Annotated in this window: 8 protein-coding genes and 1 pseudogene; 7 read left to right on the top strand and 2 right to left on the bottom strand. The window is 62.2% G+C overall.

The window, feature by feature from the left end; genetic code table 11:
* Positions 1–187: 187 nt before the first annotated feature.
* The 4 genes from SSPSH_RS02050 to SSPSH_RS02065 all read left to right on the top strand — a co-directional run bounded on the left by SSPSH_RS02050 (position 188) and on the right by SSPSH_RS02065 (position 8,868).
* Entirely contained in the window at positions 188–952 is a 765-nt protein-coding gene (locus tag SSPSH_RS02050; protein ID WP_006914417.1) for an NRDE family protein, read from the top strand.
* Positions 953–980: 28 nt separating this feature from the next.
* Complete coding sequence (locus SSPSH_RS02055) at positions 981–2,945, top strand: alpha/beta hydrolase family protein (protein WP_006914416.1); 1,965 nt, start codon at positions 981–983, stop codon at positions 2,943–2,945.
* A gap of 185 nt (positions 2,946–3,130) precedes the next feature.
* Entirely contained in the window at positions 3,131–4,978 is a 1,848-nt protein-coding gene (locus tag SSPSH_RS02060) for an autotransporter assembly complex protein TamA (protein WP_006914415.1), read from the top strand.
* The gene (locus tag SSPSH_RS02065) at positions 4,975–8,868 is read left to right on the top strand and encodes a translocation/assembly module TamB domain-containing protein (protein WP_006914414.1); all 3,894 of its coding nucleotides are present in this window, start codon (positions 4,975–4,977) and stop codon (positions 8,866–8,868) included. Before SSPSH_RS02060 ends, SSPSH_RS02065 begins: the two co-directional genes overlap by 4 nt.
* A gap of 35 nt (positions 8,869–8,903) precedes the next feature.
* On the opposite strand, the gene SSPSH_RS02070 is transcribed toward SSPSH_RS02065, so the two are convergent.
* Both SSPSH_RS02070 and SSPSH_RS02075 read right to left on the bottom strand, forming a co-directional pair.
* A complete protein-coding gene (locus SSPSH_RS02070; protein ID WP_006914413.1) occupies positions 8,904–9,476 on the bottom strand; it encodes a DedA family protein in 573 nt (190 codons plus the stop codon).
* Positions 9,476–10,135, bottom strand: a complete 660-nt coding sequence (locus SSPSH_RS02075) for an alpha/beta hydrolase (RefSeq protein WP_006914412.1) — start codon at positions 10,133–10,135, stop codon at positions 9,476–9,478. Before SSPSH_RS02075 ends, SSPSH_RS02070 begins: the two co-directional genes overlap by 1 nt.
* Positions 10,136–10,302: 167 nt before the next feature.
* Here SSPSH_RS02075 and SSPSH_RS02080 point away from each other — a divergent pair, with 167 nt between their 5' ends.
* From SSPSH_RS02080 to lptM, 3 genes and pseudogenes are all read left to right on the top strand, one after another.
* Positions 10,303–11,412 (top strand): S-(hydroxymethyl)glutathione dehydrogenase/class III alcohol dehydrogenase, encoded by a 1,110-nt coding sequence (locus SSPSH_RS02080; protein ID WP_006914411.1) that lies wholly within the window; start codon positions 10,303–10,305, stop codon positions 11,410–11,412.
* Positions 11,413–11,513: 101 nt separating this feature from the next.
* Positions 11,514–12,368: an S-formylglutathione hydrolase gene (fghA, locus tag SSPSH_RS02085; RefSeq protein ID WP_006914410.1), complete on the top strand. Its 855-nt coding sequence runs from the start codon at positions 11,514–11,516 to the stop codon at positions 12,366–12,368.
* A 157-nt stretch (positions 12,369–12,525) separates the two neighbouring features.
* Positions 12,526–12,633, top strand: a pseudogene (lptM, locus tag SSPSH_RS19815) (LPS translocon maturation chaperone LptM); the annotation flags it as partial.
* Positions 12,634–12,711: the final 78 nt, after the last annotated feature.

Below are 12,711 nucleotides of genomic sequence, written 5' to 3' on the forward strand. Positions count from 1 at the left end.
TAGCCGCTGCCGCCCAGCTTGCGTGCGACGAACAGACCGCTAAAACTGCCATCGACGATTACGACATGATGGCGTGTGCCGTGTTGTTGTGTGGGCGTTTTCTCGCCCCGAATCAGCGGCTGCGGCGCTTAGTGGCTTCGCCTGCCTGGGTGATGAGGCCCTACCGCCGCCCGCGTGAGAACGCCTTATGTGCCTGATAGCCTTTGCTTGGCAAGCCCACCCTCGGCTCGACCTGATCGTGGCGGCCAATCGCGATGAATTTCATGCTCGGCCGACCGAGCCCGCCCACTGGTGGCATGAGCCGGCCGAAGCGTTTGGCGGCCGGGACCTGAAGGCGGACGGTGCCTGGTGTGCGGCGGATCGCCACGGACGATTTGCGGCCGTGACCAATGTACGTGAACCGGGCGCGCCCGAGCCCGTGCACTCGCGGGGCCTGCTGGTACGCGATTATTTCGCCGTAGAAATCGATGCCGAGGATTGGGCGCGGCGCATGCATGCCGACGGCGCCGCATACGGGCCGTTCAATCTGCTGGTCGGCGATCGAACAAGTCTCTGGTTTGTGTCCAATCGGGGCCCGGTACGCCATCTCTGCTTACGCCCGGGTGTGCATGCGATTTCCAACGGCAGCTGGGGCGACCATTGGCCCAAGACCCAGGCCGCGCAATCGCGACTGCGTGCCCGCATAGAAAGCGACGACCTGGAGCCCGATTCGTTGTTTCGCCTGCTGTCCGATACCGACAATGCGCCGATGGCGGCGTTGCCCGACACCGGCATCGGCGCCGAGCGTGAACGCTTTCTGTCGCCGCTATTCATTCGCAGCGCCCAGTACGGCACGCGGGCATCGACGGTGCTCAAACGCAGCAAGAATGGCGCGACCGTGTTTCACGAACGCGGTTTCGATGCCGACGCACGGCCGACTCACGCAGTCGATGAACACTGGACCTGTCTTTAAGCCCGCCCTTTGGAGGGATAGAGTTGTCATGACGAGTACGTCTGAAACCGACCCGCGCGAACAACGGCCCTACGGTAGTTGGCCGTCGGACATCACCGCCGATCATGTGGCTGCTGCCGGGCGCAAGCTCAGCGATGTGCGAATCGATACGGCCGCCGGTAGGCCTACGCTGTGCTGGATCGAAAGCCGTCCGGATGAGGCCGGGCGCAACACGGTCATGCGTCTGGATGACAACGGTGATGCAATCTCGCTACTCGATGCGCCGCTGAGCGCACGCAGCGCCGTGCATGAGTATGGGGGCGGCGCCTTTGAAGTACACGCGGGGATCGTCTGGTTTGTGAACGCCGCCGATCAGGCAATCTACCGACGCAATACCGACGGCAAGATCGAGGCCGTCACGTCTGTCGAAGACGACGTTCGGTTCGCGGATCTGCAATATGATGCGCGCCATGATCGGCTATTCGTGGTCGCCGAAACCCCGTTAGAGGGTGGGGAACCCAAAGCCTCCATCGAAATCGTGGCCGCCGATGGCACACGCGGTGTCGTCGCCGAAGGCCACGACTTCTATGCCAGCCTGCGTCTTTGCGCTGACAGCGAACGCCTGGTGTGGCTGGCTTGGAATCATCCCGATATGCCCTGGGATGCGACCGAGCTCTGGCAGACCGAGATCGATGCGGATGGCATCCCCGGCACGCCGCAATGCCTGTGGGCGCCGACCGATGTTTCGTTGTTCGGCCCGCGTTTCGACCCGACGGGCCGGCTGCATATCGTCTGCGACGAGAATGAATGGTGGAATCTCTACCGCGAACAAGAGACGGGTACCTTTGAGCCGCTGACCCGCGAATGCGCCGAATTCGGCGTGCCGCAATGGGTGTTCGGTCAAAGCACCTATAGCTTCACCGACGATGGACGGCTTATCGCCATGGCCACGAAGGATGGCACCTGGCGGCTCGGTGAAGTCGATCAACACTCCGGCGAATTCATGCCCTGGCCGCTGGCATGGGATTTCTACGAACAGCTACAGGCGATGGGCGACGAGGTGGTGGTTGTCGCCGCCGATGCGCGTACGCCCAAACAGCTTGTCGCCATCGATCGAGACAGGACGCCACGCGTGCTGCGCGCCACAGACGGCCTACCGGCTGATACGGCGCTGGCCACCCCCGAACCGATGAACTGGCCGACCGCCGATGGCGATACCGCGCACGGGCTGTTCTATGCGCCGACGAGCCATGTGTATCGCGGCTTGGAAAATGAACGGCCGCCGCTGATCCTTAAATGTCACGGCGGGCCGACCGGCGCGACCAGCACCGCGCTCGATGCGCGTATTCAATACTGGACTTCGCGCGGCTACGCACTGCTGGACGTGAATTATCGCGGCAGCACGGGTTACGGGCGTACCTATCGCCAGAAGCTCACCGATGCCTGGGGCGTGGCCGATGTCGCCGACTGTGAATACGGCGCGCGGTATCTCACCGAGCGGGGCCTGGTCGACGGGGAACGCGTACTTATTTCCGGTAGCAGTGCGGGGGGCTATACCGTGTTGTGCGTGCTTACCTTTACCGACGTAGCGGCGGCGGGCGCCAGTTATTACGGCATCGGCGATCTGCGCCGTCTGATGGCATCGACGCACAAGTTCGAGTCGCGTTATCTGCATCGGCTGATCGGCGCGGATGATGCGTTGCTGACCGAGCGCTCGCCGTTGGCCCATGCCGAGCGGCTGTCCTGCCCGGTACTGTTCCTGCAGGGGCTCAAGGACAAGGTTGTCCCCCCTGATCAGGCCGAGACCATGGCCGAGGCCTTGCGCGAGCGCGGCGTGCCTGTGGCTTATGTCGTGTTCGCCGACGAGCGGCACGGTTTTCGCGACGCCGCCAATATCCGTACCGCGATCGAGTCCGAGCGCGCGTTCTATACCCGTGTGCTCGGTATCGAAGGCGTGGACGATTGCACGGCGCTGGCGATCGACAATTTTGATGGCCCGGCACGTGCCGATTGAATCGATACGATCGCGCGGGCGCGTAGAGTAATTCAAGCGCCAAGTGGCTGGCCGTTTGCATATCGCGCGGTGCGTTTACGGTAACCTACGTACGACGTATCTACGTGCTTGGGCCGGCGACCGTGGTTGCCTTGGGGGCTTTGTCGCGGCGACATGCGAATCACTGGGGGGGAAATTCAAGCAACGTGATCGAGCGCTATCGCAGATTCTTCAAGCGGCGGCATCTGCCGCTGGTCGTGGTGATCGTGCTCGCCGGCGTACTCGTGCGCCCGGCCGTGGCGGATACGGTCAACGTCAATATCGACGGCATCAATGATCCGTTGCTTGCCAATGTACGCAACTCGCTATCGGTGGCCGCCAAGCACGAGGCGCCTTGGTCGGCCGGTAAGATTCGCCGCTTGTATCGTCTGGCGCCCAACGAAATAAAGGCAGCGCTCGCGCCTTACGGCTATTACAACCCGGGCATCGAGCAAACGCTTAACGAGCCGGCCGGCGATGACGATACCTGGCAGGTCACCTTTCGTATTGATCGCGGGCCGCAGACGAAGGTCACCGCGCTCAACCTCGGCGTACGCGGGCCGGGCGATGAATTGGCCGAGATCAGGGAAGCGCTTCGCGCCAGTAAGCTCGCGACCGGCAAGCGCTTGATCCATTCGCAATACACGGCGACCAAGAACGCGCTCTATACCGCAGCCTATGAAGCCGGCTATCTCGATGCACGTTTCAGCCAGGCCGCGATTCGCGTGCGCCCTGACAACAATACGGCGGCCATCGATCTGGTACTCGATACCGGCGAGCGCTACTACTTCGGTGATGTGACGTTCGATCAGGACGTACTCAATGACGATTTCGTACGTCGTTTCGTGCCGTTCAAGGCGGGCGAACCGTTCGATGCGGAGCGTCTGGTCGATCTGCAACTGATCCTGTCCGATACCGATTATTTCAACAAGATCGCGATCCAGGCCGAGCGGGGTCAGGCCGAACGCGAAGCCCCAATCGGCGATTGGTTGTTCGATATCCTCTACCCGCCGGATGATCCGCTCATCAGTATCGGCCGGCTCCAAGTGCCGGTGGCTGTGACCGCCGAACCGAGCAAACCCCAGAGCTACCAGATTTCGGGCGGCTATGGCACGGACACCGGCCCGCGGGTGGGCTTGGGTGTGAAGTTCCGCCACCTCAACAAGCGCGGCCATCAGTTTCGTAGCGATCTGCGTCTGTCTGCGGTCCAGCAGGCATTGCAGGCTTCCTACGATATCCCGATTGCCAACGTCGCCGAGGACAAGCTCAGCTTTACCGCGAACGTCGCCAACGAGGATTTCGGCGATATCACCTCGATCAACTACGGTATCGGCGCAGTACGCGATACGGGTTGGTCGCTTGGACGCAAGCGTGCCTATATCAATCTCGAGCGCGAAACCTACGATCTGGGCGACGACGTGGGCGATCGCACGGCCACGCTGCTCTATCCGGGCTACACCATCACGCTGCAGAAAGCCGACGACCTGCTCAATACGCGCAAGGGCGTGAGCGCGTCACTGGACGTGCATGGCGGCAGCGAATCGCTGGCCTCGAGCGTGGATTTTGTCCAGGCCAAGCTCACCGGGAACGCGGTGCTGCCGCTCACGTCGAAATCACGCCTGTTGCTACGCAGCCAGTTCGGGGCAATCGAGGTCGACGATTTCGACGAACTGCCACCCTCGCAGCGTTTTTTCACCGGCGGCGACCGCACCGTGCGTGGCTACGGTTATCAGCAGATCAGCCCGGAAAATCAGGACGGCGATAATATCGGCGGCCGTTACCTTGCCGTCGGCAGCGTTGAAGCCGATTACAAGGTCTACAAGGACTATGGCGTTGCCGCGTTCTTCGACGTGGGCGATGTCGCCAACACCACAAGCTTCGATCTCAAGCGCGGTGTGGGCATTGGCTTTCGTTGGGCGTCGCCGGTTGGCCAGATCCGCCTCGATCTGGCTCATCCGCTGGATGACGAGGACAGCGATTTCCGTATTCACTTCAGCCTTGGCCCCGACCTTTGAGCGAACACGACGACAACGCCCAGCCCGAGCAAGGTAAAGCGAACGGCGACGACAAAGGCGCGGCCCCGAAGAAACGCTCGCGGGTCCGGCGTATCGTCAAATGGACGCTGCTCGTTCTGTTGGTGCTTGTCATTGTGCTCGTGGGCCTGATCGCCTGGGTGGCAACGACGCGCAGCGGCTTGAATTTCGCCTGGGGTCAGATCGGCCCGCGCTTGCCCGACGGCATCGAAGTAGCCAGCGTCGAGGGGCGGCTGATCGGCCCGCTGGAAGTACGCGGCGTGCGAGTCGAAGCCGAAACCATGAATCTGTCGGTCAATGCGGCGGATCTGGATTGGACGGCCAGTGAGCTGCTGTCGGCGACCGTGCATGTGCGCAATCTCGCCGTGCGCGGCGTGAACTACGAAGTCACGAAGGTCGTCGATACGCCGGAACCCGAACCGGAAGAACCCGCCGAACCGTTCAGCCTGCCGGACGCGATCGATCTGCCGGTGACGGTTCAGATCGATAACGTAGCGCTAGACGATATTGCTGCCACAACGGCACCGGACGCCGAGCCGTTCGTTGTCGATACCGCGCGCCTGGCCAATGCCCGCCTGGACGACGAAAGCTGGCGTATCGAATCGCTCACCGGTCATGGCCCGATGTTTGATGTGGATGCACAGGCACGGCTCAACCCCCGTGGTGGCTATGCCACGAATCTGTCGCTCAACGCCGCGCTGCGCCTGCCCGATCTCGCGCCGGTCGAGGTCGACGGTGAAATCGAGGGCGACCTGACCGACCTTGGTGTACGCGTACAAGTCGCCGCCCCTTACAACGTCACGCTCGACGGCCGTGTGACCGACGCACTGGACAATCTGGCTCTCGATGCCACGCTCAGGCTCGACAACACGCGCCTGCCGGCCATACGCGAGGATCTTCCCCAGGCTGGTGTCACCGCCACCATCGGCGCCAAAGGCCCAATCGAAGCGCTCGATGTGAACCTCGATGTCGATGCCGATAGCGCCGACTATGGCCGCGCGGCATTGACCAGCGCCTTACGTTATACCGGCGATACCGTGGTCATCGATCGTCTGAACCTGTCCAGCCCGGATATAGCCGGTACGCTGGAAGCAAAGGGGCAGGTCGCGCTGGCCGAAGGTAACGCGATGGATCTGTCGGTCGACTGGGCCGATCTCCAGTGGCCGCTGTCCGGCACACCCGACTATCGTTCCGGGTCCGGTACCGTGCGCCTGACCGGCGAGATGACCGACTACGAACTGGCCACGAATCTGGCCTGGCAGGTGGTGGGCCAGACCGAGGGCAAGCTCAGCCTCGACGGGCGCGGCAGTATGGAAGCCTTCGAGTTGACCAGGCTCGATATCAGCGGCGGCCCGGGCGATATCAGCGGCAATGCCGCGATTCGCTGGGCGCCGGCGCTGGATGTCACGGCTCATCTGGACGGTGAACATATCAATCCGGGTGCCGTGGTGGCGGATGTACCGGGCGATTTCAATCTTGTCGCCGATGTCCGCGCGAAGCAGGACGGCGAACAGGTTGTTGCCCATATCGATAAGCTCACCGCACGCGGCAGTTTGCGCCGTCAGCCGTTGCGCCTGGATGCCAAGGCCCAGTATCTGGGTGACCACGTGCTCGTGGATCGCTTCGATCTCGTCTCCGGTGCCACCGATGCCAAGATCAGCGGCCGTTTCGGCTGGACGCCGGATGCGGTGCTCGATGGACGCTGGACGATCGATTCCAGCGATCTGTCCACCGCGTGGCCGACATTGGCAGGCTCGTTGCAGAGCCGCGGTACCGTCAAGGGCCGGGTCGCGGCACCGAATGTCGATGCCACGCTCGCAGCCCGCAATATTGCAGTCGACGATAATCGTGTTGCGCGTGCCGATCTGACTGCCAGGGTCGACTGGTCCGGCAACAGCCGGTCCAATGTGGTGCTCGATATCGCCGGCGTGAATGCCGGCGGCCAGGCGATCGATAGCGTCGACTTGCGCATGAACGGCACGCCCGCTGCCCACTCGATTACCGCGAACGTGGATTCCGACATCGCGACTGCGGATATCGGCCTCGACGGCGCGCTCAACAAGAAAACGATGAGTTGGCGGTACTCGCTAAAGCAACTCAAGGCAGCGTATGGCGAACTCGCGCCCTGGACACTGGCCACGACAGCGAGCGGTGCGGTATCTGCGAATAGTCAGTCGATCGAAAATGCCTGTCTGACATCGGGCGATGCGCGAGTCTGCTTGCGCGGTCGGCACAATGATCGCGTCAGCACGGCCCATATCGACCTGTCGGATTTTGCCTACGACTATGCGCGGATCTATTTTCCCGAAGGTCTGGATATCGATGGTTCGGTGTCCGGCACCATCGATGCGAGCATGCCGGCCGGCGGCGATCCCGACGTCGATGCCCGCCTGAACACCAGCGCCGGCAGCGTATCCATGACTCAGCCCGACGAAAGCGTGGTGCGTATCGTGGATATGGAGCCGGGTACCCTCACGCTGCGTATGCAGCGCTCGGCGCTAGACGCTGCCGTCGACCTGCCACTGGGGCGTACCGGTGGCATAAAGGCCGATGTCGCGGTCGCACCCGGCGCTGCGCCGTTGACCGAGCGCGCGCTCAACGGGTCGGTGAATCTGGATATCCAGCGCTTGTCGGTCATCGAGAAACTTTCGCCCGAAGTTGACCAGTTCGACGGCAGGATCACCGGTGAACTCGATCTGGGCGGCACGATCGCGCGCCCGACCGTGCTTGGCGATATCGCCTTGAATGCCTCGCGTGTCGTACTGGTCACGCCCGGTCTGGTACTAACCGACCTGCGCCTGGGGGCGACCGGGCGTGGCGATGCGATCGATATCGACGCAACCGCCAAATCGGGCGGCGGAACGCTCACGGCCAACGGTGCGATCGCGCTTAACGACGACGGCCAGGACGTCGATCTGGCGATTCGTGGCGAACGTTTCCAGGTTGTGAATATTCCCGACGCCACGGCTTATATCAGCCCGGATCTAAAAGTCTCGGTGACGCCTACACGTGTCGATGTCGAAGGCAGCGTCACTGTGCCGCAGGCCTCGATAACGCCGCGCGATCTGCCGGCATCCGGCGTGACGACCGTATCCGGCGATCAGGTGATCGTCACAGACGAGCAGCCCGACGCGGCGACCGAGGCCATAACCCGGGCAATCCATGCCGATGTGCAGGTGATTCTCGGCGACAAGGTCAGCATCGAAGGCTTCGGCCTGAGTGCGAACCTCACCGGCGACCTGCGTGTGGTCCAACAACCGGGTGATGTGACCACCGGCACCGGCGAAATCCAGATTGTCGACGGGGCGTACCGCGCCTATGGCCAGAATCTCGATATTCAGGAAGGCCGGATTCTGTTTGCCGGTGGCCCGGTAAGCGAGCCCGGTCTGGATATCCGCGCGGCGCGTTATCCGGCCGAGGATGTCACCGTGGGCGTGGAAGTGCGTGGCAGTGTGGAAACTCCGCGCCTGACTCTGTTTTCCGAGCCGGCGATGGGCCAGTCCGAACAGTTATCTTGGTTATTGTTGGGCCGGCCGCTCGATGGCGCCAATAGCCAGCAGTCCAGCCTGGTGGCACGTGCTGCGCTCGCGCTCGGCAACAATCGGGCTAACCAGACGCTGGAAAACGTGGGCGATCGTCTCGGCGTTGACGATATCGGCATCGGCGCCGGTGCGGGCGAGTCCAGTGATAACGCGGCGTTCAAGGTGGGCAAGTATCTCTCGCCCAAGCTGTACGTCAGCTATGGCATCGGCCTGTTCAACCCGGTGTCGACGCTGTCGCTACGCTATACGCTCAGTTCACGCTGGCGGCTGGAAACCCAGTCGAGCAGCGTATCCACCGGCGGTGATCTGATCTATTCGATCGATCGTTGATAAGCGGCGTACCGGCAGGCTAACCGCCGGCGCATTCAGCGCTGGGCGGTCAGGCTACGGCGCATCCAGTAAATGGCAACGCCAAGACCGGCGCCGACGAGCACGATAGCGACCAGAATCTTTTCTACATCCTGGATATGCGCAAGCGCGTGCTCGATTGCGCCGGCGAGATGGACGCCGACGAAGGTGACAGTGCCGACCCACAGCACGGTGCCCAGGCTTGCCAGCAGAAAGAACCGGAGCGGCGAAACGCCAAGCGAGCCCAGCAGAAACGGGGTCACATAACGCAGCCCGTAGAGAAAGCGGAAACCGATCATCACCGGTGCGCCGTAGCGTTCGAGCAGACGTTCGACGCGCGCGATCTTGGGCTGCCAGCCAGGGCGTCGATCCAGTGCCGGTCGGCCCATGCGCCGGCCGATATGAAAGCACAGGTTGTCGCCGAGAATGGTGGCAAGCGTTGCAGCGATCACCACGCTTTCCAGCGAGAACCAGCCCCGATGGGCACCGAACACACCCAGAAGAATCGCGGTTTCGCCTTCGAACAGGCAGCCGATGGCGACCGCGAATGCGCCAAAATCGGCAATAAAGCCCTGCAGCGTTTCGATCATTACAACAAACGCTCGCCCAACCAGCGGCCAATGGTCGCGATCTGGGGCATACAAACCTGATGCTGCATCGGATATTCGTGCCAGGCGACATCGTAGCCGGCATCGAGCAGTTGATCGCGGCTGGCCTGGCCAAGTTGCGCCGGCACCACCGGGTCCTGGCTGCCGTGGGCCATCAGTACCGGCGTGGCGCGATTGGCGTCGCTGGCCTCTGTCGCCAGGCTGTCCGCCAGCGGGAGATAGGTCGATAGCCCCATAATGCCGGCCAGCCGATCGGCGTGGCGCACGCCGGTATGCAGCGCGATCGCGCCGCCCTGGGAAAAGCCGGCGATCACGATGGATTCGGGCGCGACACCGCGTTCGGCCTCGCGTGCGATGAGCTGTTCGATTTCGGCTGCGCTGTCGCGAATGCCCTCGGCATCCTGCTTGTCGGCGATCGCCATGCCCTTGATGTCGTACCAGGCACGCATGGTCATGCCATTGTTGATGGTCACCGGGCGTGGCTTGGCGTTGGGAAACACGAAACGGATGCCGTGGTCGGCGCCAAGCCCCAGTTCGTCGACGATCGGCACAAAGTCGTTGCCGTCGGCGCCCAGTCCATGCAGCCAGATCACGCTGGCGCGGGCGGTGGTTTTCGGTTCGATCTCGATACAGTCGAGCATGCTTTATCGCGCAGATGAGCAAACGAGAACGCGAAGTCTGGCCAGCCGCGGCTTCGGGCGCAAGGAATTCTTTGCTTGCGTATAAGCCAGATCAATGCGCTAGACTCCGATATCTGTGTTTTATACAAGAATGAATCTGCGGATTCATCACATAGCGAGGAAACGCCATGAAAAGTCGTGCCGCCGTGGCCTGGGAAGCAGGCAAGCCGCTGACGCTGGAAGAGATCGATGTCGCGCCGCCGAAAGCCGGCGAGGTGCTGGTACGGATTGTGGCGACCGGGGTCTGCCATACCGATGCCTTTACCCTGTCGGGGGCCGACCCGGAAGGTTTTTTCCCTCGTATTCTGGGTCACGAAGGTGGTGGCGTGGTCGAAGAAGTCGGCGAAGGCGTGACCAGCGTTTCGCCGGGCGATCACGTGATTCCGCTCTATACCGCCGAATGCGGCGAGTGCAAGTTCTGTAAATCCGGCAAGACCAACCTCTGTGGCGCGGTCCGCGACACGCAGGGCCAGGGCCTGATGCCGGATGGCACCACGCGGTTCTCCAAGGATGGCACCGAGCTGTATCACTACATGGGCACGTCGACGTTCTCCGAATATACGGTGGTGCCGGAAGTCTCGCTGGCCAAGGTGAGTAAGGAAGCGCCGCTGGACAAGGTCTGCCTGTTGGGCTGTGGCATTACCACCGGTATCGGCGCGGTGTTCAACACCGCCAAAGTCGAGGAAGGCTCGACCGTTGCCGTGTTCGGCTTGGGTGCTATCGGTCTGGCGGTGATTCAGGGTGCGCGCATGGCCAATGCCAGCCGCATTATCGCGATTGATATCAACCCGTCGAAATTCGAGTTCGCCAAGCAGTTGGGTGCCACCGAGTGTGTGAACCCGAAGGACTACGACGACCCGATCCAGCAGGTCATCATCGAACTGACCGACGGCGGTGTCGATTACTCCTTCGAGTGCATCGGCAACGTCAACATCATGCGTGCCGCGCTGGAATGCGCGCACAAGGGCTGGGGCGAATCCACCATCATCGGCGTGGCCGGTGCGGGCGAAGAGATTTCCACCCGCCCGTTCCAGCTGGTGACCGGCCGCGTATGGCGTGGCTCCGCCTTCGGCGGCGTCAAGGGCCGTACCCAGTTGCCGGATTACGTGAATCGTTACATGAACGGCGAAATCAATATCGACGACTTCGTCACCCATGATCTGCCGTTTGAAAAGATCAACGAAGCGTTCGATCTGTTGCACGAAGGCAAGGCCATCCGTTCGGTTCTGCACTTCTAGAATCGCGTGTATGGACCGATGTCGCCGGGGTGCCGATCACGACACCCCGGCGATGTCGTTTTGGATTGGCACGACTTTCTCGACTTTCCGTGGAGTCCACGATGGAAAAAATTGACGAACATCGCTCGTTTGGCGGCGTGCAGCGCCGCTATACCCATGCCTCGAAGGTCTGCAATTGCGATATGACCTTCGCGCTGTATCTGCCGCCGCTGGCCGATACCCGGCGTGTTCCGGTGGTCTACTGGCTGTCGGGCCTGACCTGTACCGACGAAAATTTCGTCAACAAGGCGGGTGCGCAGCGAGTCGCCGCTGAATTGGGCATTGCCATCGTCGCCCCGGATACCAGCCCGCGCGGCGATGACGTCGCCGACGAAGACAGCTACGACATGGGTAAGGGCGCCGGCTTTTATGTGAATGCCACCGAAGAGCCCTGGGCAACGCACTATCAGATGTACGACTATGTCGTGAAAGAACTGCCGAGCCTGTTGGCCGACGAGTTCGGCACGACCTTGGATCTGTCGCGCGAAGCGATCTTCGGCCATTCGATGGGCGGTCACGGCGCGCTGGTGATCGGCTTGCGCAATATCGATCGATTTGCGGCTATCTCGGCGTTCTCGCCGATTTGTGCGCCGACCGAGGTGCCTTGGGGCCACAAGGCGTTCCCGAAGTATATCGGCGACGACAAACAGGACTGGTATGCCTATGACGCCAGTTATCTGCTCGCCAACGCGGACAACCCGGAGGCGCTGCCGCCGATACGTGTGGAACAGGGCCTGGCCGATAATTTCCTCGACGAACAGCTGCACCCGCACCGGCTCGAAGAAGCGGCCGACAAAGTCGGCGCCAACGTTACCGTGCATCGGCGCGAGGGCTACGACCACAGCTACTTCTTCATCGCCAGCTTCATGGAAGACCACCTGCGCTTTCTGGCCGAACATATGGGCGGGGAAAGCTAAAACGACGGGCACGCGGCGCAGCCTGCTTGTACGGGCGCGCCGCTGCTTACGTGAGACTGCGATCAGGCCGCGACTCGTGGATGGCATGCGCACGCGATGTCGCACGAAACCACAACAGGCCCTAGACTAAGCGCTCAATTCACGGTGGCGAGCGATGATGAAGGCGCTTTCGAGTGCACTGCTGTTGGCGGTGTTGACGGTCGTGCTGGGCGGTTGCGGTCAGACCGGCCCCTTGTATCTGCCGGGCGACGCGCCCGAGTCGCAGACCGATGGCCCGTTCGGTATGGATGATGACGCGGCCCAAGACAGCAGCAAGCCGTCGTCTGCCGACAGCTCCGAAGCT

Source organism: Salinisphaera shabanensis E1L3A, from assembly GCF_000215955.2.
Lineage (GTDB): Bacteria > Pseudomonadota > Gammaproteobacteria > Nevskiales > Salinisphaeraceae > Salinisphaera > Salinisphaera shabanensis.